Source organism: Phenylobacterium sp., from assembly GCF_030693625.1.
Lineage (GTDB): Bacteria > Pseudomonadota > Alphaproteobacteria > Caulobacterales > Caulobacteraceae > Phenylobacterium > Phenylobacterium ferrooxidans.
Genome location: NZ_JAUYAF010000065.1, coordinates 1 through 24,754, shown reverse-complemented (window position 1 = coordinate 24,754; position 24,754 = coordinate 1). Strand labels below are relative to the sequence as shown.

Sequence of the window (24,754 nt, the reverse complement as noted above, 5' to 3'; positions counted from 1 at the left end):
GCGGATCAGGAGCGTCCGGGCGCGGTGTCGGCGCTGCGATCGCGGCGGGTGAGCTTCGGGAGGAACGCCGGGGTGACGCGCGTGTAGGCGGCGTAGCGCGCGCCGAAGGCGGCCAGCGTATCCTTCTCCTCCGACCTCGCCAGGCGCCAATACATGAACACCAACACCGGGAACATCGCCAGGGTGAGGATCGTCGGCCACTCTAGGAGGAAGCCGAACATCACCAGCACGAAGCCCGCGTACTGGGGGTGGCGGACCGATCTGTAGGGACCCGTGGTGGCGAGCTCACCTGTCCGTTGGGCGTTGTAGAGCACCCGCCATGCGGCCGAGATCAGCCAGAAGCCGCCGCCGATGAACAGCGCGCTGATGATGTGGAACGGCCCGAAGTGCGGGTTGGCCTTCCAGCCGAACAGCGTCTCCAGCAGGTGGCCGGCGTCGTGCGAGAACCAGTCGATGCCCGGATAGCGGCTCTGCAGCCAACCGGACAGGACGTAGATCGTCAGCGGGAAGCCGTACATCTCGGTGAACAGCGCCACCAGGAAGGCGCTGAAGGCGCCGAAGGAGCGCCAGTCGCGCGCGGTGTTTGGCTTGAAGAAGCTGAACGCGAAGAAGATGAAAAGCACCGAGTTCAGGATCACCAGGGACCAGAGCCCGTAGGCTTGCGGTTCTAGCATCGCCGGCTCCTTAGGATTGCGGTTGTTGGGGGGGAGTCCGATCACCCGGGTTGGCCGGATCGGGCGGGTGGCCGTGGCCGCCATGTCCCTCGTGTCGGCCATGCATGGTCATGTGCAGCAGCGGGCAGGCGAGGAGGAACAGGAAGGGTAGGTAGCCCAGCAGATGCACCCGGTGCTCGCCGAAGAAAAGATAGGCCAGCGCCGCGCCGAAGGCGGCGATCATGAGTCCGCGAAGCAGGCTGCGTGAATTGGGGAGGTCGGGCACGGTCTTGTGTTCCTCTCGGCTAGGCTGGCCGTTCCAGCGTGAAGCGGGCTCCTACCGGCTGGTGCTTGCCGGATGGCGTGACGCGGAATTCGAGCCGATAGGGGCCGGGTTTGGGCAGCACGACGTAATGGCCGTAGCTCGCCTGGCCGTTTACCGACATCGGCTCCCTGGGCGCGATATTTGTCCACGGATGGCCGGAGCCAGAGAGCCCCACCGCCACTTCCGAAGCATCGACCTTTTGGCCGGTCTTCGCGTCGGCCACGCTCAGCACCACGTGGTAGGTGTGCGGCTGGGCGGGCGCGCCGCCATGCATCGATGGATCGGGATGGCTCGCGGGCGGGGCGCCGCGAGCCGGTTCGGCGACGAGGCCATAGTCGAACTTGAGGCCATCGACGACCTGCGACTGGCCCTGGACGGGACGGGGGGAACATGCGGCCAGAGTCGCCGCCACCACTGCGATCGCGGCAAGGGTGCGGCTGGACCCGGTGCGAGCAGCTTGCATGTCCATGTCCTTTCGCTGTCGCAGACGCCGAGGAGACCCGGGCCTGAGGGAGAGACGTTCAGTTTGACGCCGGACGCGCGCAGCCATTACGCGAGGGCCTGGCGACTGGCCGTGGGCTCGCCGCGCGGCTAGTCGCCAGGCCTCTGGAGCAGCGCTACCTGCCAGTGGCAGGCGTCGGGGCGAAGATCGGCCATCGCCCCCTTCACCGAGCGCAACGGGGAGAGCGTGTGTGTGTCCTACAACCGGCCGACGCGCCCGATGCCGAGGCTAGCGTTGGTGCGCGAGATCGAGGCGCCTGGGTCTGGCGTGCGTCCGCTGAGCGCCCGGATGGCGTCGATGGTTGCGGGGATCACGATGGCCTGGTTGTCGACCATGTAGGCGTAGAACAGCTCGTCGTCCTGAACCCGCAGCATGTCGGACCAGAGCGCGACTTCGTAGAGGTCGCCGTGCGGCCGGCCGAGGTCGTGCATCATCTCCTTGAGGGCGTTGAGCGCGCCCAATCCGTCGGCGACGCGCACCTGGGCGATCCGCTCGGAGAGGGCGAAGGCGGCGAGCACCTCCTCTTTCGGGACGGCCCGGGTCATCTGCACCGTCCAATAGTGAAGGTGACCGATGGTTTCCGGGACCTTCACCGCCATGGTCACCACGTCCAGCTCCGGGTCCACGCTTTGCGCGTCCGGACCCTGATGGCTGGGGATATCCGGCTCCGGGACCAGGGTGTTCATGATCCCGCTGTGGTCGCTCTCCCAAGGGTCCGTGGCGCGCCGCAGCAGGGTTCCCCGTGCTCTGCGCAGGAGCCCAGCGCGTTTCAACGCGCCCAGGGTGCGGACAATGGAGGTCGTGTTGCAGGACACGACGCGCGTGGCGTCGCGGCCGACCGCGCTCGCGTAACTGGACTCCGCGACGAACGAGTGACCGGTGACGCTGTGCGTCTCGCCGCCCTGCACGATAAATTTCAGGCCGCGCTCAGCGTAGTGCGCCACATTGGCCGCGGCGACCTTCTTGGGCGTGCAGTCGACGACTACGTCGGTCGATCCCAGTAGGTCGCCGAGCGCGCCGCGCACGTCGATCCTCGCCGCGCCCATGGACTCGGCGGCGTCCGGCGTCGCCGCATAGACCGGGACGCCCTGTTCGGCCGCCACCCTCAGGCGCCAGTCGGCGCTCAGGTCCGCCACGCCCGCGAGCGTCATGTCGTCCTGCAGGGCCACGGCGGCGGCCACGCGCTTGCCGATGACGCCGTAGCCGTTCACGGCAACCCGGATCTGTTCGCCAGTCATCGCGCGCTCCCTTGGCCTCCGCGTAATGGTCGCTTGCCGCGGGCGGTGCGAGATCGGACCTCTGGGAGGCGCCGACTCCAAAGACGCCGCGGCTTCGTCGACATTACCGCGGCCGTCGTTTTGTCCGCGTAAGGGTGGAGGGGCTTCCGCGTCAGTTGAATGATCCTGCCCGCCCGCGGCGGCATCGCCGTCGCTCGGCGGTCGCCCCCGCTTGTCGAGATTGACGCCATGCGTGAGCCCGCCCCTCCAAGCAACCACCCGGCGTTCGCGCCGTTCCTGGTGCAGCTCAGCATCGACTCGATCTCGGTCAACCCAGACAGCTTCGTGGCCGTGAAGACGGTCGTGGCCGCGGCCGAGAAGACGGCGCACACGGCGCCCGAGCCCACCTTGGCGACCGGCTGAACCGAGCGTGCGGGGACGCCCATGACTCAGCATGTTCTCGCCGTGAACACCGGCTCCTCGACGACCAAGCTGGGCGTCTTTGACGTTGAGGGCTCCGATGCGCGGCCCGTCCTTCGCGCGCGCCTGAGCCATGGACCCGTCGATCTCCGGATCCAGGCTTGGGACGCCGAGGGCGTAGCGCTGCCGGCGCCTTCGCCTGTGCGGAGCGCACAGGAAGGCGAGGCCGTTCTCGACCTGCTGACCTTGTTCGAGGGCCAGCTTGAGACGCCTGTCCAGGCGGTCGGCCACCGCATCGTCCACGGCGGTTCGCAATTCCGCCAGCCGATGATCCTTACTCAGGAGATCGCCGAGGCTTTGAAGGCGCTCGCGCCGCTCGCCCCGCTCCACCAGCTTCCGGCACTCACCCTTGCGGCCACGATCGGTAAGGCGCGCCCGGACCTGCCTCAGGCGCTCGCCTTCGATACGGCGTTCCATCATGGACACGATCCGGTGGTGGACCGCCTCGGCCTGCCGCGCGAGTTTGAAGCGCAAGGGCTCCGCCGCTTCGGCTTCCACGGCCTATCGTATGAATACCTCGCGGGCCGCCTTCGGGCGTGCGACCCATCGGTCGCCGGCGGGCGGGTGATCGCGGCCCACCTCGGGTCGGGCGCGAGCCTCTGCGCCTTGTTTGGAGGGCGCAGCGTCGACACAACGATGGGCGCGACGCCGCTGGAGGGTTTGCTGATGGGAACCCGCTGCGGATCCATCGACCCCGGCGTGATCCTCTACCTGCTGCAGGTGCAAGGCCTGGACGGGTCGCAGTTGAGCGGCCTGCTTTACGAAAGGTCCGGTCTGTTCGGCGTCTCGGGGCTGAGCGCCGACATGCGGGTGCTGCTTCAAAGCCATGAGGCGTCGGCTCGCGAAGCCATCGAGCTCTTCGTGTTTCGGGTCGCGCGTGAGGCGGCGGCGCTTGCCGGAACCCTCGGGGGGCTGGACGCGCTCATCTTCACGGCCGGCGTCGGCGAGAATTGTCCGGAGGTCCGCGCCGCGATCTGCCAACGCCTGGCGTGGCTTGGCGTGCAACTCGACGACGCGGCCAATCGGCGTGGAGACGCCAAGATCAGCACCCTGGGGAGCAGCGTCGCCGTCTGGGTCATTCCAACGGACGAGGAGCAGATGATCGCGATCCACACACGAGAGGCGATGGTCTCAGCGCCGCCAAGCGTCGCTCAAAATGGCCAGCCCGCATTGGAGACGCCCCGATGAGTTGCGGCTGTGAAGACAATTCGTCCGAGGTTGCCACGAGAGCCGGGCGGCTCAACGCGGGCTGTTTCTGCCGAACGCTGGATGAAGCCGCGCTCTTGGCCGCGCTCAGAGGAAACCTCGGGGATCTCGCCGCCCCCATGCTGGAGGCCCGCCCGCACCTGTTCTCCCGCGCGCCGGTCTTCTTGTCCGCCGGCGAGGTCGCGGAGCTGCGGGCCGTCGTCGCGGCGATCGAGGAGGTGGTTCGCAATCCGTCCTACCAGCGGGCCGCGCTCGCCTGGGCCCCGCCGATCGCGGCGCGCGACTTCGGGCCGCGCGGGGCCCTGATGGGCTACGACTTCCATCTCACGGCGCAGGGGCCCCGCCTGATCGAGGTGAACACCAACGCCGGCGGCGCCTTCCTGAACGCGCTGGCCGGGCAGGCGCAGCGCGTCTGCTGCGCCGACGCCGGCATCGGCCTGGCGCCGGGAGAAGCCGAGGGGTTCGCCGAAGCCGCACGCGCCATGTTTATCCGGGAATGGTCGCACCAGGGCCGCGCCGGCGCGCCTCGGCGCATCGCCATCGTCGACGAAGCGCCGGCGGAGCAGCATCTCTATCCCGAGTTCCTGATCGCCCAGCGGGTGCTGGCGGCCGACGGCGCTGAGGTGCTGATCCTCGATCCAGCCGATCTGAGCTACTGCGACGGCGTGCTGTCCGCGGTCGGCGCGCCGATCGACCTCGTCTACAACCGCCTGGTCGATTTCGCCTTCGACGAGCCGCGCCACACCAAGCTCCGCAGCGCCTATCTGGACGGCGCCGTGGTGGTCACGCCCAACCCGCATCTGCACGCGCTCTATGCGGACAAGCGTGACCTCATCCTGTTGTCGGACTTGCCGACGCTTGCTTCATGGGGCGTCAGCGCCCCGGCGCTCGAGGCGCTGAATGCCGTCCCCCGGACGATCCGCGTCACGCCGGAGAATGCGGAGGATCTCTGGCGGGAGCGCAAGCGGTGGTTCTTCAAGCCGACGCGCGGCCACGCCAGCAAGGGCGTCTATCGAGGCGAGAAGCTGACCACGCGCGTCTGGGCGGAGATCCTCGCGGCCGACTATGTGGCCCAGGCCTATTCGCCGCCGAGTGAACGCCAGATCGCCATCGATGGGCGGCCGCAGACGCGGAAGCTGGACGTCCGGCTCTACACCTATGATGGCGAAGTCCTGCTCTCGGCGGCGCGTCTCTACCAGGGGCAGGCCACCAATCTGCGCACGCCCGGCGGCGGTTTCGCGCCGCTCTTCGTCGTCTGAGGCGCAGGTTCGTGGCAGCGCCGTCCCCGTCACGGCCACTGGATCGGTCCGCGCGGAACCGCGCGGTCGTCTCGCTGATCGCGGCCACCTTCGCGATCTCCATCACCTTCGGCCTCAACATGCCGCTGCTGCCGCCGCTGATCGCGGCGGTGACGGCGGGCGGCGAGGCCGTGAGCATCCCCCTGCACGCGGGGCTCCTGGCCGCGGTGTTCACTTTCGCCCTGGGCGCCGCCGCGCCGGTCTGGGGCACCTGGTCGGACCGGGTGGGACGCCGACCGCTCCTGCTGATCGGTATGGGCGGGTTCGCCGCGACCCTGCTCGTCTTCGCAGCGCCCGCGGGCCTCCCGGCGCTCTACACCGAACAGTTGCTCGCCGGCGTCACGGCCGCGGCCGTGATGCCGGTGGCCTCCGCGCTGGTCGCGGACCTGGCGCCGGACGACCACTGGCGGGCCAGCCGCCTCGCCTGGCTGAACATGGCGCTGGTGGCCGGTTTCGTGCTGGGCCCGGTGGCTGGGACGATGGCCGACCGGTTGCTGCTCCGCGACGTGGCCGGCCAGACCGTGCTGGTCACGCCCTTCCTGGCGGCGGCGGTTCTGGCGCTGCTGGTGCTGGCGATGCTCTGGTGCTGGGCGCCCGGGACTCCTTCGGACCTCTCGGCTCGTCGCGCCGGACCGGGGCCGCAGGTGGGCGTCCGGGCGCTGCTTGCGCTGACCTTCATGGTGTCGCTTTCCATCGGGGTCTTCGAGGTCTCCATCGCCATCCGGGGCGGGCGAACCCTGGGGCTGGGCTCCGGTCAGGTGGGCGCGCTGTTTGTCGGCTGCAGCCTGCTCATGTTCGCCGCGCAGGCGGCTGTGTTCTCGCCACGGGTCCAGCCGCGTGGCACGGCCGAGCTGTTGGGGCCGGCGTTCGTCGTACTGGCCATCGGCATGGCTGTGGCCGGGTTCGCGACCTCGTTTCCGCTCTATGCCGTCGCTGTGGCGCTCTTCGCGGTCAGCGGCGGCGTGCTCGTGCCCGTGCTGGCCTACTGGGTGTCCCGTCGCGCGGGCGGCGCGCAGGGCCGCCAGCTCGGCCGCCAGACCGCGGCGGCGGGATTGGGGCAGGCCGCGGGATCCACCCTCGCGGGCGTGTTCTTCGCCAGCGCCGCGCCGTCGGGCGCAGCGCTCTGGCTGGGCGCGGCCTTGGTCCTGGGCGCGGCGCTGTTCGCGTTCGTCCAGCGCCGGACGCTGCTCGACCCGGCCGCCCACCGCGCTTGAGCTGTAACAAGGCGCCGGTCGCTGCGTCCTTGTCCAATGCCGGCGCCATGCGATCAGGAGGGTGGGCCTTGAAGTTCTCGCCAAAATCCGCCGCGGTGCTCGTCGCGCTCGGGCTCGTCGCCATCGCGTCAGCGTCTGGCGTCGCCTACTGGCGCATGCGGCCGGAACCCCTGCCGGCGCAGCTGATCTACGGCAGCGGGCGCATCGAGGCGGACGAGGTGCGGATCGCGCCCGAAGTGTCCGGCCGCGTCGTCGAGAACCGCGCGGTCGAGGGCCAGTCGGTCCGGGCGGGCGAGACCTTGGCGCGTATCGATCCCGCCGACTACACGCTGCTGGCCGAGCGGGCCAAAGCCCAGCGGGTGGCCGCGCTGCGGACCGCTGCGCAGATCGACGCCCAGATCGGGCTCGCCGCCCACCATGCGCGGACCGCCCGGACCGACCTGGCGCGATACGAGGCGCTCGAACGGCAAGGCTGGATCCCCGCGCAGCGGCTCGACGTCGCGCGCAACAGCTACGCCGCGGCAAGCGACCAGGTGAGCGTGCTGCGCCAACAGCGCGCGGAGGCTGACGCCCAGGCGATGGTGGCGACGAAGTCCCTTGCGCTCGCCCGTTCGCAGATCGCCAAGACCGAGGTTGTCGCGCCGCTCTCGGGCGCCGTCCTGGAGCGCCTGGCCGAACCCGGCGAGGTGGTGGCCGCCGGACAGCCGGTGGCTGTGCTAGCGAACCTCGCCACCGTGAGGCTGAAGGTCTTCATCCAGGAAAGGGACCTGGGAAGGCTGCGCCTGGGCGCGCCCGCGCGCATCCGGGTCGACGCCTTTCCGGGTCGCGATCTCCCCGCCCGCGTGGCGCGTGTCGACGCCCAGGCCCAGTTCACGCCGCGCGACGTCCACATCGCCGACGAGCGCAGCCGCACGGTGTATGGCGTGACGCTGGAGGCGGCCAATCCCGAGGGCCTGCTGAAGCCGGGGATGCCTGCTGACAGCTGGATCCTGTGGGACGCCCGGCGCGGCTGGCCGGCCGCGCTCCGCGTGCCGGACTAGGCGGGTGGACGCGACCCCGGTCATCGAGGCGAACGGGCTTGGCCGCCGCTTTGGCGGGCGCTCTGTCCTGCAGGACGTGGGCTTCCGCGTCGGGGCTGGCGAGGTGTTCGGCGTGGTCGGGCCGGACGGCGCCGGCAAGACGACCCTGCTGCAGATGGTGGCCGCCATCCTGCGTCCCACGGAGGGCGCCTGCAGGGTGCTGGGCGAAGACGTTCGCAAGCGGCCGGACCGCGTTCAGGCCCGTGTCGGCTACATGTCGCAAGGCTTCTCGCTTTACGACCGGCTGACGGTGGCCGAGAACCTCGCCTTCGCGGCCGCCATCCGGGACGTCCCGAAGGAGGCCTTCGCGCCTCGCAAAGCCAAGCTCCTAGCGATGGCGGGCCTGGAGCGCTTCCAGACGCGGCGCGAGGGCGCGCTCTCCGGCGGGATGCGCAAGAAGCTCGCGCTCTGCGCCAACCTCATCCACGAGCCGCCGCTCCTGATCCTCGACGAGCCCAGCCTCGGCGTCGACCCGCTCTCGCGTCGCGAACTCTGGCGGATCCTGGATACGGCGCGCGGCGAGGGGCGGTCGATCCTCTTCGCCACCTCCTATATGGACGAGGCCGACGCCAGCGACCGCGTGCTGCTGCTGCGCGACGGCCGGCCGCTGGCGATGGGCGCGCCGTCGGAACTTCGCGGGATGGCGCGGGGGCGGGTCTACAGCGTGCGCACCCCCGATCCGGCGGCGGCCGAGGCGGCGCTGCTGACCTCGCCGGAGGTGCTGAGCTTCCAGCGACGCTCGGCCGAGGAGGTCCGCGTCCAGCTTCGCGCCGCCGACAGGCCGCCCGCCCTCGGGCTGCATTGCCGCGAGCTGAAGCCGGTCGAGCCGACGATGGAGGACGTATTCACCGTGGCGGCCTCCGGCGACGGCCCGGCCGACGCCCTGCCGCCGGAACCCGTCCGCATCGCAAGGTCGCAGGTGCTCGTCGCCGCCGAGCACGTCACCCGCCGGTTCGGCGACTTCGTCGCGGTCAGTGACGTGACGGTGGCGGTCAAGGCCGGCGAGGTGCTGGGCCTGCTTGGTCCCAACGGCGCGGGCAAGACCACCTTGATCCGCATCCTCTGCGGGCTGCTGGTGCCCAGCGAGGGCTCGGCGAGGGTGGCCGGCTTCGATGTCGCCCGCCAGAGCGAACAGGTACGGTCTAGCATCGGCTATGTGTCGCAGAAGGTCTCGCTGTTCGCCGACCTCACCGCCGGGGAGAACCTGACCTTCTTCGCGCGAGCGTACGGGGTCCCCGGGGCCGAGATGAAGGCGCGCATCCGGTGGGCCTGCGACCGCGCGGGCTTCCCGACGGCGGACCAGGGCCTGGTGCGCAACCTCTCTAGCGCGCTCCGCCAGCGCCTGGCGCTGGCCTGCGCCATTGTCCACCGGCCGAAGGTGCTCTTCCTCGACGAGCCGACGTCCGGCGTCGACCCGCTATCCCGGTTCCGCTTCTGGCGGCTGATCTCGGCCCTGGCCAGCGAGGGCGTCGCGGTGATCGTTTCGACGCACTACCTGGAGGAAGCCACCTACTGCGACCGTCTCGGCCTGATGATGGACGGCCGGATGATCGCGCTCGGGACCCTGGCCGCCCTGAACGCGGAGCTCGGCCTTGCGGAGGCGCGCGTCGAAGACGTGTTCCTCGGATTCATCGCGCGGGCCCGGGGCGAGGCGAGGGCGGCATGAAGCTCTCGCGCATGCTCGCGTTCGCGCACAAGGAGGTCCTGGAGATCGTCCGCGATCCGATCACTGTCTGGATCGCGCTCTTCATGCCGCTCGTGATGCTGTTCTTGTTCGGCTACGCGCTCTCCTTCGACGTGGAGAACGCCCCGCTCGTCATCGTCGACCACGACAAGAGCGCCGCCAGCCGCGCGCTCTCGAACCAGTTCCTGAACACCCGCTACTTCCGGTTCGCGGGCGCCCCGGAGGACAAAAGGGTCGCCGAGCACGCCCTGATGCAGGGCAGGGCGCGCGCCGTGCTCTCCATCCCGCCGGGGTTCGGACGGCGCCTCTCGCGCGGCGAGGCGGCCCCGGTCGAGTTCCTGGTGGACGGCACCTATGCGTCGACGGCGTCCATCCTGTCCGCCTACGGCCGCGCGATCATGTACGCCTTCCCGAACGGGACGCTGCAGATGCCGGTCCAGCCGGAGGTGCGCGTCTGGTACAATCCCCAGCTGCGCAGCCGCGACTTCATCGTTCCGGGGCTGTTTGCGGTGATCCTCATGGCCTTCCCGCCGCTGCTCACCGCCCTGGCCGTGGCGCGCGAGAAGGAGCTGGGCACCATCGCCCAGATCTACGCCTCTCCCCTGACCAAGATCGAGTTCATCATCGGCAAGCTGCTGCCGTATGTCACCATCGCCGCCCTGCAGCTCGCCATCGTGTTGGCGGCGGGCTTCCTGTGGTTCAAGACGCCGATGCACGGGAGCCTGGCGCTCCTGGCGGCGCTCGGGCTCGTGTACGTCGTCTGCACGGTCTCGATCGGGCTCCTCGTGTCCACCCTGGTCCGCACCCAGGTGGCCGCCATGCTAGTGACGCTGATCGTGACGTTGATGCCGTCGTTCCTGTTCTCCGGCTTCGTCTATCCGGTCTTCACAATGCCCGAGTTCTTCCAGGGCTATTCGGCACGGATTCCCACGATGTACTTCGTGAACATCTCGCGCGGGATCGTCATGCGTGGGGCGGGGGTGGCAGAGCTCTGGACCAATGTGGCCGTGCTCGTGGTCTACACCGCCGTCGTCCTGGCGCTCGCTACCTGGCTCTTCAAGAAGCGGATCGCCTGATGGTCCGCGGACGCCTCTATGGCCTGATCGCCAAGGAATTCGCGCAAATGCTGCGCGACCCGGTGGTGCTGTTCCTGATCTTCTGGCTGACCACCGTCGAGGTGGTCATGTGCACCATGGCGCTGGGCTTCGACGTGAAGGACCTGAAGCTCGGGGTGATCGACCACGACCGTAGCGCGGCGAGCCGCGCCCTGGTGCGCGAGCTCACCTCCGCCGACACCTTCGTGCTGCACGACGAGTTCACCTCCATGCGGCAGGCGGAGAGCCAGCTGCAGCGCGGCGCGGTGGACGCGGTCGTGGAGGTTCCGCCGGACTTCGGGGCGCGCATCGCGGCCGGTCGCCGGGCGTCCCTCGGCGTGGTCGTAGACGGTTCGAACGCCAATGTGGCATCCCGCGCCCGGGCCTATATCGTCGAGATGACCGCGAGCTTCACCCGCGAGCAGCTGATGGGATCGATGGCCATGCGGGCCGGCGTGCAGCCCGTGGTGCGCGTCTGGTACAATCCAGACCTCACCAACACCCGCTTCATGGCGCTCGGCATGCTTGCGCAGGCGGGGTTCATGCTGGCCGTGATCCTGCCGGCCGCGGGGATGGTCCGTGAGAAGCAGAACGGCACGCTGGAGCAGATCCGGGTCACGCCGATCCGGGCCCACGAGCTCTTCATCGGCAAGGTGACGCCGCCGATCGTGATCTGCCTAGGGTCTCTCTTCCCCACCCTGCTGGTGCTGCGCCTGCTGGGCGTGCCGATGAACGGCAGCCTGACCAACCTCATTGGGCTGGATCTCCTGTTCCTGCTGAGCGCCGTGTCGATCGGGGTGTTCGTGGCGACCATCACCACCACCTTGCAGCAGGCCATGCTGACCAGCTTTTTCGGCCTCTTCCCGTTGCTCTTTCTCTCGGGGAGCATCGCGCCCATCGAGAGCATGCCGGCCTGGCTGCAGCTCGCGACCGAGATCAGCCCGCTGCGCCACTTCATCGAGAGCATCAGCGGCCTGTTCCTGAAGGGCGCCGGCATAGGCGAGCTATGGCCTCACGCCATTGCGCTCGCGGCGATCAGCGCCCCCATGTTCCTGACGAGTTGGCTTCTCTTCCGTCGTCAGTGGTGAGCCCGTTTCAGGCGACGCTTTTCGCCTAGGGGAGCCAGCTCCTCGACGAGGCTGTCGATTCCGAGCGCGCTCGCCTGGGGCTGCGCGGCGCCGAGCCCGTGGTGCTCTTGGTCACCGCGTCATGTGCCGCCAATTCCCAGGGGCTGGGCAGACTGACCTCGCCCTTCTGGCTGGACCAGCCCAACGTGGGTGGCCGGTGTGGGTAGGCGAGTTACTTCAGGGGCGGGCCTGAATCTACCCCTCGTCGCCCTACGCGTCCGGCTGCTGCTCGGGCGGTGATCTCGGGTTTCGGAAATCCTGCGTCGCCCGCGACGAATCTGTCGACCTCATCCTCCTGGCCTGGAAGTGAAACTGGTCCCCCGAACACGCAGAGGCCCACAAGGCCATCGTGCGTGAATCCGCGTGTTCCGCGATGGTCATACGTATGTGAGCCGGCTGCTGCGTCCGTCACTGGCGCGCTTGCGCCACGTCAATTCGCCGAACCGAGATTTGCGCGAAGGTCGCCAGGCCATCGAAGGGCGAAACCCATGACCACCACCGACAGTCTGATACAGGCCACCTGCGCGGATCAACCCTCGTGAAGGTGGCCGTCTTCGAAGCCGCCGAGTGGGAACACGACGCCTGCCTTCGCCTCGAGCCGAAGCACGAGATCCGCTGCACAATCGAGCGGCTGACGCCCGCCCTCGCGCGCAAGTTCGCCGACGCCGAAGTGGTGACGACCTTTATCAAGTCCGAACTCACCGCCGCGGTGATCGCGGAACTGCCCGCCCTCAAGCTCATCGCGACGCGCTCGACCGGCTATGACCACATCGACCTAGCCGCCTGCGCTCGGCGGGATGTCGCCGTCTGCAACGTCCCCGACTACGGCGATCCCACAGTGGCCGAGCACGCCTTCGCCCTGCTGCTGGCGGTGTCGCGGCGGATCGTGGAGGCGGCTGCGCGTACCCGCGCCGGTGACTTCGGGATGGAGGGGCTCCGTGGCTTCGACCTCGCCGGCCGGACTATCGGGGTTGTGGGGGCGGGCCGCATCGGGCGGCGGGTGATACAGATCGCGCGCGGGTTCGGGATGACGGCGGTCGCGACGGATGCGGTTACCGACGCCGAGGCGGCGCAACGCCTCGGATTTGAGTACTTGAGCCTCCCCGAACTCCTTCTTCGGTCCGACGTGGTGAGCCTGCACGTCCCCGGCAGCACTGAGACGCGGGACCTGATCTCGGACGCCGAGTTCGCGCAGATGAAGCCAGGCTCGGTGCTCATCAACACAGCGCGCGGCGGCGTGGTGAGCGCAGCCGCGCTGGTACGCGCGCTGAGCAGTGGACGCCTGGCCGGGGCGGGGCTGGACGTCCTCTCCGAGGAGCCGCTGCTGCGCGAGGAGGCGGAGATCTTCCGCACCGACATGCCGCTTCCGGCTGAGCGCCTACGCGCCCTGGTGGCCGCCAACACGCTCCTGCGCCTGCCCAATGTCGTGGTCACGCCCCACATCGCCTACGACACGGCCGAGGCCCTGGGGCGGATCCTCGGCACGACGCTCGACAACATCGAAGCCTTCGCCCGGGGCGAGCCTCGGAACCTGGTGGTCCGGCCGGGGGAGGCGGGAGGTGAAGGGGAGACCCGTCCGTGACCCGCCATCGCCAGGCCTCCGTCCAGGTCGCTGCGACCCCTGAGCGGCTGTTCGCCCATCTCGACGACCAGACGCGGCTGGCGGCGCACATGGCTCGTCCCTCGATGATGATGGGCGGCGGGCGGATGACCTACGATTTCGATGAGAGGCGCGGCCAGGCGGTCGGCTCGCAGATCCGGATGGGCGGCCGGGCGTTCGGCCTTGAGCTCTTCGTCGACGAGGTGGTCACCGAGCGTAACCCGCCGCGCCGGAAGGTCTGGCGCACCGTGGGCCGGCCGCGGCTGATCATCATCGGCGACTACGAGATGGGCTTCGAGGCGACGCCGGTCCCCGACGGCGCCGCCTTGCGCGTCTGGATCGACTACGAGCTCGCGCCGGCCGGCCTGGGCCGCCTGGTCCCGGCCCTGGCGGACGCCTATGCGCGCTGGTGCGTCGAGCGGATGGCAGGCGACGCCCGCCGCACCTTCGGCGCCGTCGCGCCGGTCAGAGCCGGACGCCCCTCAGCCTAAGCGCGTTGGTCACCACGCTGACGCTGGACAGCGCCATGGCGCCGGCGGCGATGGCGGGCGAGAGCAGCCATCCGAACACCGGGTAGAGCAGGCCGGCCGCGATCGGCACGCCGGCGACATTGTAGGCGAAGGCGAAGAACAGGTTCTGGCGGATGTTGCCCATCACCGCCCGCGACAGCCGCCGCGCCTTGACCAGCCCCTGTAGGTCCCCCTTCAGCAGGGTGACCCCGGCGCTTTCGATGGCGACGTCGGACCCGGCGCCCATGGCGACGCCCACCTCGGCGGCGGCCAGAGCCGGGGCGTCGTTCACCCCGTCGCCGGCCATGGCCACCTTACGGCCTTCGCGGCGGAACTTCTCGACGACGGCGGCCTTGTCCTGCGGCAGCACCTCGGCCTCGACCTCGGTGATCCCGAGCTTGCGGGCGACGGCCAGGGCCGTGGTGCGGTTGTCGCCGGTCATCATCACCAGTCGCACGCCCTCGGCCTGCAGGGCCTGCACGGCCTGCAGGGTGGTGGCCTTGATCGGGTCGGCGATGGCGAAGACGCCGGCCACCGCGCCGTCTACCGCGGCGAATATCGCCGTGGCGCCGTCGGCGCGCAGGGTCTCGGCCTCCACATCCAGGGCGGAGGTGTCGACGCCTTGCTCAGCCATGAACTTGCCGGATCCGAGGCTCACGCGCCGACCGTCGATCACGCCCAGCACCCCCTTGCCGACCGGGGAGTCGAAGTCGGCCGGCTGGGAGAGCGTGAGCTTGCGGTCGCTGGCGGCCCTCAAGATGGCGTCGGCGAGCGGATGCTCGCTGCCGCGCTCCAGGCTGGCGGCCAGCCGCAGCAGTTCAGCTTCGTCGAAACCCGCCGCCGGGCGAATGGCGACCACGGCCGGCCGGCCCTCGGTCAGGGTGCCGGTCTTGTCGAGGACGATGGTGTCGATCTTCTCGAAGCGCTCCAGGGCCTCGGCGTTCTTGATCAGTACCCCGGCCTGGGCGCCGCGACCGACGCCCACCATGATCGACAGGGGCGTGGCCAGGCCGAGCGCGCAGGGGCAGGCGATGATCAGCACCGACACGGCCGACACCAGGGCGAAGGCGAACCGCGGCTCGGGGCCGACGGTCGCCCACACCGCAAAGGCGATCGCCGCCACCAGGATCACCGCCGGCACGAACCAGCCGGAGACCATGTCGGCCATGCGCTGGATCGGCGCGCGGCTGCGCTGGGCCTGGGCGACCATCTGCACGATCTGGGAGAGCAGGGTGTCGGCGCCGACCTTCTCCGCCCGCATGAGGAAGGAGCCGGTCTTGTTGATTGCGCCGCCGATCACCTTGTCGCCGGGTTCCTTGGTCACCGGCATGGACTCGCCCGTCACCATGGACTCGTCGATCGCGACCCGGCCCTCGACGAGTTCGCCGTCGACGGGGACCTTCTCGCCGGGGCGGACGCGCAGGTTGTCGCCCACCAGGATCTGGTCGAGTCCGACCTCCTCGTCGGTCCCGTCCGCGCGGATCCGCCGCGCGGTCTTGGGCGCGAGGTCCAGCAGGGCCTTGATGGCCCCGGAGGTCTGCTCGCGGGCGCGCAGCTCCAGCACCTGGCCCAGCAGAACGAGCACAGTGATGACCGCGGCGGCCTCGAAATAGATCGGCACGCTGCCGTCGGCGCGGCGGAAGGCCGGCGGGAACAGGTTCGGCGCGACGGTGGCCACGACGCTGTAGGTCCAGGCCACCCCGACACCCATGGCGATCAGGGTGAACATGTTCAGGTGGCGGGTGACCAGAGACTTGGCGCCGCGCTCGAAGAAGGGCCAGCCGGACCATAGAACGACCGGGGTGGCGAGCCCGAACTGGATCCAGGCCGAAGTCTGGCCGCTCAAGCTCATCATCAGACCGGTGAGGTGGCCGCCCATCTCCAGCGCGAACACCGGAACGGAAAGGACCAGCCCGATCCAGAACCGGCGCGTGAAGTCGATGAGCTCCGGGTTCGGGGCGCTATCGGCGGTGACCAGTTCGGGCTCGAGGGCCATGCCGCAGATCGGGCAGGAGCCCGGCCCGACCTGCCGGATCTCCGGGTGCATTGGACAGGTGTAGATGGTTCCTTCCGGCGCGGTCGGCGGCTCGGCCTTGCGGCCGTCAAGATACCGCGCGGGCTCCGCCGTGAACTTGGTGAGGCAGCCAGCTGAGCAGAAGAAGTAGGGCTTCCCGTCGAACTCGGCCCGATGAGTGGTCGTCTGCGGATCCACGGTCATGCCGCAGACCGGGTCGAGCGCCTTGCCGGCCGGCGGGGTCTCGCCATGGCCCGCGTGATGGTGGTGGGCGCCGTTGTGATCTGGGGGGGAAGGGGCGTTCGGCATGGCCGGATATCTCCGCAGTGAGTAACACGCGATATACCCCCATGGGGCATGTTGTCAAATACCCATACGGGGGTATACTGACGCCTGCATCGGAGGACGCTCTTGAACCATAACGACAAGCCAAAGCTGCTCAACCGGCTCAGCCGCATCGAAGGGCAGGTGCGGGGCATCGCCCGCATGGTGGACGAGGGTCGCTACTGCATCGACGTCCTGACCCAGCTGCAGGCCGTACGCGCGGCGCTTCGGCGGGTGGAGTCGGAAATCCTCAAGGACCACCTGGATCACTGCGTGACCGGCGCCTTGGTGGATGGGGACGAGGCGGAGCGCCGCGCCAAGGCCGCCGAGCTCATCGCCGTTCTGGACCGGGCGCTGACCTAGCCGCGGGAGGCCGCCGGGTCGAACCTTGCCGGGTTGCCCGTAATGTCGGCGGCCACGCGCGTCATTCCTATGGCAACCACCACCCCATCGGGAGATCCGGACATGCGTCCTTCTATTTTCATCGCCCTGGCCGCCGCGGCCGCCCTCGTCGCCGGCCCGGGCTTCGCCCAGGAAGCTCACGGCGCCCACCATCCCGCCTCGGACGCCAAGCCCGCGGTCGCCGCGCCTGCGCCCGGCGGCATGGAGGGGATGAACCAGACCGACATGCACAAGATGTGCATGGGCATGATGGGCAAGGACATGGCGCCCCAGGCGGTCCACGAACACAGCCGCGAGAAGAGCGGCATCGCGATGTGGCCGAACGGCAAGCCGCTGAGCAAGGACGAGATGGCGGCGATGCATAAGAAGTGCGCCGGCATGATGGAAGGCGATCACGCCGCGCCGCAGCCCGCGCCCAAGTAAAACCCGCCTCTCGCCCCTCTTTGGCCGCCCACCGATCTCCTTCGTGCAACGCGCGCGGGCGATCGGAGGGCGGTGACTGACGGCCAGGAACGGTGGGTCAACCAGCCCTAGTCGGAGTCCGTGGCAGGTCCTTGCCGACGTTTGCGACGAGAGGATCGAACGCCCCCTCGCATGGGACCCCCTATTGTAGCTGGGTAGCCGGTTAGCCGGCTTCCGGGGCGGGCGGCCCGGCAGCCATGACCTGACGCCGGCGCCATATCGAATAGGCCGCCGGCAGAACCAGCAGTGTTAGCACCATGCAGGACCAGAGCCCGCCCACAACGGGGGCGGCGGTGCGGGCGGCGACGTCCGCTCCCACGCCGGCTTCCCACAACAGGGGCATCAGCCCTAGGACAGTCGTCGCGACCGTCATGACCAGTGGCCGAACTCGCATCGCGGCGCCTTCGACCACGGCTGCATCGACATCGTCCGGCGTCCTGATCTTGCCCTCGCGCATGTGGCGCTCGAAGGCCTCGTCCAGGTAGACGATCATGACGATGCCGGTCTGCGCCGCCACGCCGGCTACCGCGATGATCCCGACCCAGACGGCAGCGGACATGTTGTAGTCCATGGCCGCCAACAGCCAGACGCTCCCGGCGATGGCGAATGGGAGGCTACACAGGACCAGCAGGGTCTGCATCCAGCCCCTGGTGGACAGGTACAGCAGCACGACGATCAGCAGCAGCGTGAGTGGCAGCACGTAGCGTAGCCGCGCTTCCATCTCCGCCAGGAACTCGTACTGGCCGGTCCACTGGAGCCGGTAGCCGGGTGGCAGCTTAAGGCGCTGGTCGACGAGGGTCTTGGCGTCCTCGACCCATCCACCGAGGTCGCGAGCGGTCGGGTCGATGTCGGCGTAGACGTAGCCGACCAGCACGCCGTTCTCGTCCTTGATCATCGGCGGTCCGGTGGTCACCCGTATGTCGGCGATTTGGCCCAACGGGACCGAGGCGCCCGGTGGCCGGTAGCGGTCCGTCACCTCCTCTGAAGACGCCGAGGCCGGTGCGCCGCCCATCCGCGGGGACGATGGCGCTGAGCCCATGGCGGCGGCGCCGGCCATGCCCGTGTCGGAGGCGCCCCCCATGCCGCCCATTCCACCGCCCGAGCTTGGGGCGCTCACCCTCGGCGGAGCGGCCGGGCTCGCGCCCGCTCCGCTGCCGGCGCCCCCGTAGCTCACCGGCGGCCCGCTGGCCTGGACGGGGATCAGCAGCGCTCGGAGCGCCTCTGGGTCGCCGCGGAAATCGGCGGCGTAGCGAAGATTGATCGTGAAGCGGGCGCGGCCGGCGATAGCCGTCGAGACGTTGGCGCCGCCAATCGCCGCCTCCACGGTGTCCTGGACGTCGCGCACGGTCAGGCCGTGGCGGGCGATCCGGTCCCGGTCGGGGATGATGTCGATGTACTCCCGGCCGGTCTGGCGCTCCGCGAAGGTGCTGCGAGTGCCCGGGACGTCGCGCAGCATCCCCTCGAGCGCGACGGATATCCGCTCGATCTCGTTCAGGTCCTCTCCGAAGACCTTGACGCCCACGGGCGTGCGGACACCCGTGGTGAGCATGTCGATGCGCGTGCGGATCGGCGGCGCGATCGCCATCTGGTAGCCCGGCATCCGCAGCGCCGCGTCGAGGTCTCGGGACAGCTGCGCCAACGTGCGTCGCGACCGATCGGGCCAGATTAGTCTCAGCAGCGGCTTCATCCCGTCGGGCGCGCCGGCGCTGTACCAGCGCTCCACCGGACGGAGCGGCCAGTCCTTCCACGGGCGGAGCGTTACGACCGACTCGTTCATGTCGAGTTGGGCCGGGTCGGTCGCCGTCTCGGCGCGGCCGGTCTTCCCATGCACCGAGGCGACCTCCGGGAAGTTCATGATGACGCGATGCTGCGCCTCGAGCGCGCGCCGGGCGTCCTCTATAGCAATGCCCGGGAAGGTGGTCGGCATCACCAGCAGAGACCCTTCGTCCAGCGGCGGCATGAACTCCGATCCCAGGCGCTGGAAGACTGGCACTGTGACGATCATGAGCAGGGCGGCGGCGCAAACAACGGCGATCCTGTAGTGAACGACGAAGCGCGCGATTGGGAGATAGGCGCGCGTGAGCGCCCGACCCACGGGGTTCTCCGCTTCGGTGCGGAAGCGGCCGCGCAGCAGCAGCACCATCAGGGCCGGGGCGAGCGTGACCGAGAGGATCGCCGCGGCGAACATCGCGAAGGTCTTGGTGAAGGCGAGCGGCGCGAAGAGATCTCCAGCCTGCCCCGCCAGGGTGAAGATCGGTAGGAAGCTGACGGTGATCAGCAGCAGGGAGAAGAAGATCGGCCGCCCGACCTCCTTGCATGCGTCGATGATGATCCGCCGCCGATCCGCGCCCGGCGGGGCGGCCGCCAGGCGGGTGTTGGCGTTCTCCACCAGGACGATTGTAGCGTCGGCGAGCTCTCCGATGGCGATGGCGATGCCGCCCAGCGACATGATGTTGGTGGTGAGCCCGAGATAGCGGATGCCGATGAACGACAGCAGCACGGAGACCGGCAGCACGATCATTACCACGAGCGCCGAGCGGAGGTGGAACAGGAACACCACGCAGATGAGGGTGACGATCACCCCCTGGCTGATGAGCGTGTTCCGCAAAGTTTCGACCGAACCGCGGATGAGGTCCGAGCGATCGTAGGTCGGAACGAGCCGCACCCCGGGTGGCAGGGAAAGCTCGGCCGTCGCCACCTTCACGCGATCGATCACTTGAAGCGCGTTGGAGCCGATGCGCATGACCACGATGCCGCCCACCGCCTCGCCCCGGGCGTTCCAGTCGGCGGCGCCGCGGCGGATCTCGGGGCCGAAGCGAACGGTCGCCACGTCGCCGAGCCGGATCGGCACGCCGCCCGGCCCCACGGTGACGACGCTCTTTTCCAGGTCCTCCAGGTCTCGCACGAAGCCGCGGCCCCGCAGCACGTACTCCCGGCCCGCAAGCTCCAGGACCCGCGCACCGACCTCGGCGTTGGCGTCCCGAACGGCCCGCGTGAGGTCGGCCATGGTGAGCCCGAAGCCGACGAGCCGTTCCGGGTCGACCACGACCTGGTACTGACGCTCGAACCCGCCGATCGAGGCGACTTCGGCCACGCCTGGCACCGCCTGCAATGCGGGCCGCACCGTGAAGTCCTGCAGCGCGCGGAGCTCGGCCAGATCAAGGCGGCCGCTCTTATCCTCCAGGACGTACTGATAGACCCAGCCGACGCCGCTGGCGTCCGGGCCCAGCGTCGGGACAACGGCTGGCGGCAGTAGCTGCTGGACGCGGCCGAGCTGCTCCAGCACCCGGGTTCTCGCCCAGTAGACGTCCGTCCCGTCCTCGAAAATGACGTAGACGAAGCTCATGCCGAACATCGAATATCCGCGAACGGTCCGCACCGAGGGCGTACTTTGGAGGGCCCGGATCAGCGGATAGGTGATCTGGTCTTCGATGAGATCGGGGCTTCGCCCCATCCACTCGGTGTAGACAATGACCTGCGGGTCGGAGAGATCGGGCAACGCGTCCAGCGGGGTCTTCCTCGCCGAGTCCGCCGCCCAGATGGCGAGCGCCGCCGCAATCACCAAGACCGCCCAGCGGAAGCGCACCGACAGCTCGATGACGCGCTCGATCATCGTGGCGCCGCGTCGTGCCCGGCGTGGGCGTCGGTCGTTGGCGAAGGAGAGGCCGGCGGTCTGGAAAGGCCAAGCTTCGGCGCGCCGCCCACGGGTGGCGACGAAGCCATTGATCCGTGGCTGTGGCCGCCGCCGCCGCCCGTGGCGCGCAGCCGACTCTCCGAGTCGAGGAGGAAGGTCCCGCTGGCGACGAACTGCTCCCCCGGGGTTAGGCCCTTGAGGATCACGACCCGGTCACCGACCCGTTCTCCCACGATGACGGGCCGGGGCTCGAACATCCCGCCACTCGCCACGAACAGGTGCTGGCGACGCCCGGTGTCGACGAGGGCGTCCCGCGGCACCGACAACGCGGGCGGGCGAGCAACGTCGAAGATTGCCGTTCCGTAGGCGCCAGGGATCAGGGTTCGATCCGGGTTGGGAACGGAAAAACGGACGCGGAGGGTGCGCGTGCGCTCGGAGAGGGTCGGATAGACGAACTCCGCGCGGCTTGCGATCATGCCCGAACCCGAGGAAGGAAACTGAAGCCGGGCTGGCGTCCCCGGCCGTACCACACCGACCTGCCCCTCCGGGATTTCCGCGAACACCCAGACCGTCGACAGGTCCGCCAGCGTCAACAACTCGGTCGAGGGATCCACGGCGGCGCCGACGCTGACGCCCCGGTTGACGACCACCCCGCCGCGCGGCGCCGTCACCGTCACCAGCCGGATCGGACGGCCGGAGCGCTCGATCCCCCTTATCTCGCCCTCGGACATCCCCAACACCTGGAGGCGCGTGCGGCCGCTCGCGGCGACGGAGGTCGCCAGACCCGAGGCCGCGAAGCGGCGGGCGGCCAGATATTCGGCCTGCGACGAGACCAGCTCCTGGGAGAAGATGCGCGCCACCGGCTGGCCGGCGCGCACGCTTTCCCCGGTCGTGTTGACGAAGAGCTGCTCCACCCAGCCCGAGACTCTCGGGTTCACGCGAGAGAGGCGCGATTCGTCGAACGCTATGGTGGCCACGCTGTCGATGCTCGCGACCACCTCCCCGATCCGCGCGGTCTCCAGCCGAATACCCAGCCGGGCCAGGTCGGCAGGTCTCACGTCAACGGGCGCCCTATCGACAGCGGCAGCGCCCGCCGGGGAAGCTTGGGCGGTCGCTCCCGGCGCCGCGGGGCTCACACGGGGTGAAAACGGCCAGCCGCCACGCGCACTTTGGATCAGGCCCACAATGATCACGACCGTGAGCGTGAGGGCAACTGCGAGCGCCAGCTCCAGGCGATGTCGAGACCGGGGACTCACAAGGTGATCAGTTCATAGGAGCCGGTGGCGCGGCCCAGCCGGACCCAGGCCAGGCCCACCTGCATGTCCGCGTCGATCAGTTCGTTTTCAACGGACCAAAGCGTCTGTAGGGCCTCCATCACCGAGACGAGCGGCTGGCGCCCGGCGGCGTAGGCGGCAAGGGCCGGATCGATCGCGAACCGCGCCCGCGGCCCGATCTCCGCCCGCAGCGAGCGCTGCAGCTCGCCCGCGGCCTTGAGTTCGTTCAACGCCTGGGCGGCCTCGCCTTCGGCCATCCGCGTCATCGCGCGAAGGTCGGCCCGGGACATCTCACGCATCGCCTCGGCCTCCCGCACGCCTGCGCTCAGCTTCGAGCGCCAAATGGGCACACTCACGCCCACCATCAACATCGCGCCCCACTTGTTGTCCATGTCGTAGGCGGGGCCAGCGCGCACGGTGGCCATCGGCTTGTACATGTCGCGCATCACGCGCACCTCGGCCTCGGAGCGCCCGATCTCGGCGCGTCCGGCCTGAAGCCGGGGCAGCGAAGGCAGTCGCGCCTCGACCTCGGCCCACGTGGGCGCCGGGCGGTCGAGCACCGGCGGCCGTAGAGGCCGCACCGGCCGATCGACCTCCTGGCCCAGGCTCGCGTTTAGCATGGCTTCCGCCGCCGCGACGCGGCCCGTGGACGCCTTCAGCTGCGCTTCCACGCGAGCGACTTCGACCTCGGCGCGCAAGACGTCGGCCTGCTCGCCCGTGCCACCACCGTAACGCGCGTCGGCCGCCGCGACGATCGCGCGGGCGATCTCACGACGCTGATGGAGCAATTCCGCCGTGCGGCGGCGCTGCTGCAGCATCAGGAAGGCCGAGGCGGCTTCGGCGGCTACGCCGAGTTGCTTGTCCTCGGCTTCGGCCCTCAGCCGGGCGATGTCTGCTTCGGCCGACTGGCGTCGGTCCTGCCGGAGCGACCCGAGCGGAATGCGCTGCTCGATGGCGAAGCTGTAGTCCATGCCCCTCATGTTGAATGGCTTGTGGTCGATGGACGCCGAGATCATCGGATCTTCCAGCGCCGATACGACCGCCGGCCGCTCGACGCTCGCCCGCACCCGCGCATGAGCGGCGGATAGCTCCTGGCGCTGGCTGGCAGCCAAGCGGATGACCTCACTCAGCCCCATCGGGGCCGGCTGTGCTTCCTGAGCCCAAGCGGATCCTCTGGTGGCGTCTGTCCCTGAAAGAAGGGCTGCGACCAGAGCAGCCGAGAGCGCCGAACCGCGGAAAAGACGAGGTCGCTTCACTGTTGTTCCCTGGACCTTAGTGCAGCCGCCGCAAGCTGGTCTTACCAACACCGGCTGGTTCAATGAAACGGGCGCTTGATCCGCAGGTCGCGGCAGAACCGCCCCAAGGTATAGGTAGCACCAGCACTGAAGCTGGGCCTTGACCCATATCAAGGCTCTCTACTCTTCCGACGAAGAGAGCGCGGACCGCCGCGGGGATAGTGGACGGCGGTCCGCGCATCGCCTGCAGCGCGCGCCCTGAGGCGCGCGCTGCAGGCGGCTACTTCTTCAGCATGGCGCGGCACTTCGCGTGCGTCATGCCCATCGCATGGTGCCATGCCAATGCGGACCGGGTGCAGATCACCGCCGCTGGAGCCATCGGCCCGGTGTTCAGCGCGCACGGCGACAATCTCTATCCTTCCTGATCAGCCCGGACGGGACGCTGACGCTCTATATGGGCGGGCTCGCCAGGCGGCCGGTGTTCGAGGCTGCGACCGAACGCGACGCCTGGCGCGAGCAGCTGAACCTTGCCCTGCGGGATCCACTTCCAAGCGACGCCATCGTAAAGCAGCCTCGACTGGCGCTGGCCGACTTCACGCCCACCACGACGTCGACCTTCCTGCGCGCCATGGACTGGTTCAAGGCGAGGCTGGCTTAGCCAGGCGCTCGCAACCGCCTGCGCTCGCCCACCCAGCGCCGCTGGGGCGGCTTGCGGATGTGGGCGTCGCGCGTGAGGTAGCGCAGGGCCTGGCTGGTGGCGTCGACCTGATCGTCGTGGCGGCCGTTAGGGAACGCCGTGAGCTCGCTGACATAGTCGGCGAGCCATGGCGCCTCCGCCGGCAGATGCACCTGGCCGGTCTCGAAGCGAGCGGCCTGGGCGAGCAGCCGGGCTTCCTTGTCGAAGGAAGGTGTCTGCAGGATCGGACGGAGTTCGCCGGCCACCCGTATGTCCTGGACCAGCGCTCGGCCGAGCTCGGTGTTCTCGACGATGGTGACGTCCGCCCTCCAGTGGCTGGAGAGCTCCATGATCCTGCGGCGCAGGTCCGGGGTTTCGAACCGCCCGCGCACCACATCCAGGAGATAGAAGTCCATGCCGACTGATCCCCAGACCGTGCCAACGGAATAGTCGCTGGTCTCCTGCAGGGTGGAGGCGGTGTCCCAGGAGACGACGATCCGCTCGAAGACGGACGGCTGCTGCTCATAGAACCGCAGCCACTCACGCTTGATGACCACGCCGTCCGCGGGAACCGGCTGCTGCTGGTACTGGGCCTGGAACAGCATCCCATCTGTGGACGCCCCCTTCAGCGCAAGAGCGGATTTGAGAGCTTCTGGTCGCTTGGTCGGATGCTGCCATCTGTCCGGCCTGTTGACGCACCCTTGACGGCGCTGGCCTGTATGGGAGTTCGCGGATCAGGTCCAAA

23 protein-coding genes are annotated in these 24,754 nt (G+C 69.3%); 14 read left to right on the top strand and 9 right to left on the bottom strand.

Translation table 11 applies throughout. The features are described from left to right. Positions 1 to 5 precede the first annotated feature (5 nt). The 4 genes from Q8N10_RS14235 to Q8N10_RS14220 all read right to left on the bottom strand — a co-directional run bounded on the left by Q8N10_RS14235 (position 6) and on the right by Q8N10_RS14220 (position 2,718). Positions 6 to 674, bottom strand: coding sequence for an isoprenylcysteine carboxylmethyltransferase family protein (locus tag Q8N10_RS14235; protein WP_304778737.1), 669 nt, complete (start codon positions 672 to 674; stop codon positions 6 to 8). A gap of 10 nt (positions 675 to 684) precedes the next feature. Beyond that, a complete protein-coding gene (locus tag Q8N10_RS14230; RefSeq protein ID WP_304778734.1) occupies positions 685 to 939 on the bottom strand; it encodes a DUF2933 domain-containing protein in 255 nt (84 codons plus the stop codon). Positions 940 to 958: 19 nt separating this feature from the next. Further along, the gene (locus Q8N10_RS14225) at positions 959 to 1,441 is read right to left on the bottom strand and encodes a hypothetical protein (protein ID WP_304778732.1); all 483 of its coding nucleotides are present in this window, start codon (positions 1,439 to 1,441) and stop codon (positions 959 to 961) included. Between the two features lie 236 nt (positions 1,442 to 1,677). Next, positions 1,678 to 2,718, bottom strand: coding sequence for a type II glyceraldehyde-3-phosphate dehydrogenase (locus Q8N10_RS14220; RefSeq protein WP_304778729.1), 1,041 nt, complete (start codon positions 2,716 to 2,718; stop codon positions 1,678 to 1,680). A 228-nt stretch (positions 2,719 to 2,946) separates the two neighbouring features. Between Q8N10_RS14220 and Q8N10_RS14215 the strand changes: the two genes are divergently transcribed. The 10 genes from Q8N10_RS14215 (at position 2,947) to Q8N10_RS14170 (ending at position 13,970) form a co-directional block, all read left to right on the top strand. Continuing rightward, entirely contained in the window at positions 2,947 to 3,120 is a 174-nt protein-coding gene (locus tag Q8N10_RS14215; RefSeq protein WP_305663945.1) for a hypothetical protein, read from the top strand. A 21-nt stretch (positions 3,121 to 3,141) separates the two neighbouring features. Beyond that, the gene (locus tag Q8N10_RS14210) at positions 3,142 to 4,365 is read left to right on the top strand and encodes an acetate/propionate family kinase (protein WP_304778724.1); all 1,224 of its coding nucleotides are present in this window, start codon (positions 3,142 to 3,144) and stop codon (positions 4,363 to 4,365) included. A gap of 95 nt (positions 4,366 to 4,460) precedes the next feature. Then, the gene (locus tag Q8N10_RS14205; RefSeq protein WP_304778722.1) at positions 4,461 to 5,642 is read left to right on the top strand and encodes a hypothetical protein; all 1,182 of its coding nucleotides are present in this window, start codon (positions 4,461 to 4,463) and stop codon (positions 5,640 to 5,642) included. Between the two features lie 11 nt (positions 5,643 to 5,653). Next, positions 5,654 to 6,895: an MFS transporter gene (locus tag Q8N10_RS14200; RefSeq protein WP_304778719.1), complete on the top strand. Its 1,242-nt coding sequence runs from the start codon at positions 5,654 to 5,656 to the stop codon at positions 6,893 to 6,895. Positions 6,896 to 6,963: 68 nt separating this feature from the next. Further along, positions 6,964 to 7,935: an HlyD family secretion protein gene (locus Q8N10_RS14195; RefSeq protein ID WP_304778716.1), complete on the top strand. Its 972-nt coding sequence runs from the start codon at positions 6,964 to 6,966 to the stop codon at positions 7,933 to 7,935. Between the two features lie 4 nt (positions 7,936 to 7,939). Further along, positions 7,940 to 9,640 carry an ATP-binding cassette domain-containing protein gene (locus Q8N10_RS14190; RefSeq protein ID WP_304778714.1) on the top strand — a complete coding sequence of 567 codons (1,701 nt, stop codon included), beginning with the start codon at positions 7,940 to 7,942 and terminating at the stop codon, positions 9,638 to 9,640. Beyond that, on the top strand, positions 9,637 to 10,734 hold the full coding sequence (locus tag Q8N10_RS14185) for an ABC transporter permease (protein ID WP_304778712.1): 1,098 nt from the start codon (positions 9,637 to 9,639) through the stop codon (positions 10,732 to 10,734). The genes Q8N10_RS14190 and Q8N10_RS14185 overlap by 4 nt, the downstream gene beginning before the upstream one ends. Further along, complete coding sequence (locus Q8N10_RS14180; protein WP_304778710.1) at positions 10,734 to 11,840, top strand: ABC transporter permease; 1,107 nt, start codon at positions 10,734 to 10,736, stop codon at positions 11,838 to 11,840. The genes Q8N10_RS14185 and Q8N10_RS14180 overlap by 1 nt, the downstream gene beginning before the upstream one ends. A 577-nt stretch (positions 11,841 to 12,417) precedes the next feature. Beyond that, positions 12,418 to 13,461, top strand: coding sequence for a hydroxyacid dehydrogenase (locus Q8N10_RS14175; protein ID WP_304778707.1), 1,044 nt, complete (start codon positions 12,418 to 12,420; stop codon positions 13,459 to 13,461). Beyond that, positions 13,458 to 13,970 (top strand): SRPBCC family protein, encoded by a 513-nt coding sequence (locus Q8N10_RS14170; RefSeq protein ID WP_304778704.1) that lies wholly within the window; start codon positions 13,458 to 13,460, stop codon positions 13,968 to 13,970. Before Q8N10_RS14175 ends, Q8N10_RS14170 begins: the two co-directional genes overlap by 4 nt. Here Q8N10_RS14170 and Q8N10_RS14165 read toward each other — a convergent pair. Then, complete coding sequence (locus Q8N10_RS14165; protein ID WP_304778702.1) at positions 13,945 to 16,311, bottom strand: heavy metal translocating P-type ATPase; 2,367 nt, start codon at positions 16,309 to 16,311, stop codon at positions 13,945 to 13,947. The genes Q8N10_RS14170 and Q8N10_RS14165 overlap by 26 nt on opposite strands. 102 nt (positions 16,312 to 16,413) lie before the next feature. Between Q8N10_RS14165 and Q8N10_RS14160 the strand changes: the two genes are divergently transcribed. Together Q8N10_RS14160 and Q8N10_RS14155 are read left to right on the top strand one after the other, a co-directional pair. Beyond that, positions 16,414 to 16,689 carry a metal-sensitive transcriptional regulator gene (locus Q8N10_RS14160; protein WP_304778699.1) on the top strand — a complete coding sequence of 92 codons (276 nt, stop codon included), beginning with the start codon at positions 16,414 to 16,416 and terminating at the stop codon, positions 16,687 to 16,689. A gap of 102 nt (positions 16,690 to 16,791) precedes the next feature. Further along, entirely contained in the window at positions 16,792 to 17,151 is a 360-nt protein-coding gene (locus tag Q8N10_RS14155) for a hypothetical protein (protein WP_304778697.1), read from the top strand. 202 nt (positions 17,152 to 17,353) lie between these two features. Here the strand turns inward: Q8N10_RS14155 and Q8N10_RS14150 are convergent, their stop codons facing one another. The 3 genes from Q8N10_RS14150 to Q8N10_RS14140 form a co-directional block, all read right to left on the bottom strand. Beyond that, on the bottom strand, positions 17,354 to 20,803 hold the full coding sequence (locus tag Q8N10_RS14150) for an efflux RND transporter permease subunit (protein ID WP_304778694.1): 3,450 nt from the start codon (positions 20,801 to 20,803) through the stop codon (positions 17,354 to 17,356). Beyond that, positions 20,800 to 21,882, bottom strand: a complete 1,083-nt coding sequence (locus Q8N10_RS14145; protein WP_304778691.1) for an efflux RND transporter periplasmic adaptor subunit — start codon at positions 21,880 to 21,882, stop codon at positions 20,800 to 20,802. The genes Q8N10_RS14150 and Q8N10_RS14145 overlap by 4 nt, the downstream gene beginning before the upstream one ends. Before the next feature lie 194 nt (positions 21,883 to 22,076). After that, complete coding sequence (locus tag Q8N10_RS14140; protein ID WP_304778688.1) at positions 22,077 to 23,234, bottom strand: TolC family protein; 1,158 nt, start codon at positions 23,232 to 23,234, stop codon at positions 22,077 to 22,079. 320 nt (positions 23,235 to 23,554) lie between these two features. Here Q8N10_RS14140 and Q8N10_RS14135 point away from each other — a divergent pair, with 320 nt between their 5' ends. Continuing rightward, complete coding sequence (locus Q8N10_RS14135) at positions 23,555 to 23,758, top strand: hypothetical protein (RefSeq protein ID WP_304778685.1); 204 nt, start codon at positions 23,555 to 23,557, stop codon at positions 23,756 to 23,758. A gap of 29 nt (positions 23,759 to 23,787) precedes the next feature. Beyond that, a complete protein-coding gene (locus Q8N10_RS14130) occupies positions 23,788 to 23,991 on the top strand; it encodes a hypothetical protein (protein ID WP_305663944.1) in 204 nt (67 codons plus the stop codon). Here the strand turns inward: Q8N10_RS14130 and terL are convergent. Beyond that, positions 23,988 to 24,614 carry a phage terminase large subunit gene (terL, locus tag Q8N10_RS14125; RefSeq protein ID WP_304778679.1) on the bottom strand — a complete coding sequence of 209 codons (627 nt, stop codon included), beginning with the start codon at positions 24,612 to 24,614 and terminating at the stop codon, positions 23,988 to 23,990. The two genes, Q8N10_RS14130 and terL, sit on opposite strands and share 4 nt — an antisense overlap. Between the last annotated feature and the right edge of the window lie 140 nt (positions 24,615 to 24,754).

Coding starts and splice junctions, on each gene's coding strand:
- Q8N10_RS14185 (WP_304778712.1), top strand. CDS start 9,637: ATGAAGCTCTCGCGCATGCTCGCGTTCGCGCACAAGGAGGTCCTGGAG.
- Q8N10_RS14130 (WP_305663944.1), top strand. CDS start 23,788: ATGGGCGGGCTCGCCAGGCGGCCGGTGTTCGAGGCTGCGACCGAACGC.
- Q8N10_RS14180 (WP_304778710.1), top strand. CDS start 10,734: ATGGTCCGCGGACGCCTCTATGGCCTGATCGCCAAGGAATTCGCGCAA.
- Q8N10_RS14165 (WP_304778702.1), bottom strand. CDS start 16,311: ATGCCGAACGCCCCTTCCCCCCCAGATCACAACGGCGCCCACCACCAT.
- Q8N10_RS14225 (WP_304778732.1), bottom strand. CDS start 1,441: ATGCAAGCTGCTCGCACCGGGTCCAGCCGCACCCTTGCCGCGATCGCA.
- Q8N10_RS14235 (WP_304778737.1), bottom strand. CDS start 674: ATGCTAGAACCGCAAGCCTACGGGCTCTGGTCCCTGGTGATCCTGAAC.
- Q8N10_RS14220 (WP_304778729.1), bottom strand. CDS start 2,718: ATGACTGGCGAACAGATCCGGGTTGCCGTGAACGGCTACGGCGTCATC.
- Q8N10_RS14140 (WP_304778688.1), bottom strand. CDS start 23,234: ATGGGGCTGAGTGAGGTCATCCGCTTGGCTGCCAGCCAGCGCCAGGAG.
- Q8N10_RS14155 (WP_304778697.1), top strand. CDS start 16,792: ATGCGTCCTTCTATTTTCATCGCCCTGGCCGCCGCGGCCGCCCTCGTC.
- terL (WP_304778679.1), bottom strand. CDS start 24,614: ATGCTGTTCCAGGCCCAGTACCAGCAGCAGCCGGTTCCCGCGGACGGC.
- Q8N10_RS14150 (WP_304778694.1), bottom strand. CDS start 20,803: ATGATCGAGCGCGTCATCGAGCTGTCGGTGCGCTTCCGCTGGGCGGTC.
- Q8N10_RS14210 (WP_304778724.1), top strand. CDS start 3,142: ATGACTCAGCATGTTCTCGCCGTGAACACCGGCTCCTCGACGACCAAG.
- Q8N10_RS14215 (WP_305663945.1), top strand. CDS start 2,947: ATGCGTGAGCCCGCCCCTCCAAGCAACCACCCGGCGTTCGCGCCGTTC.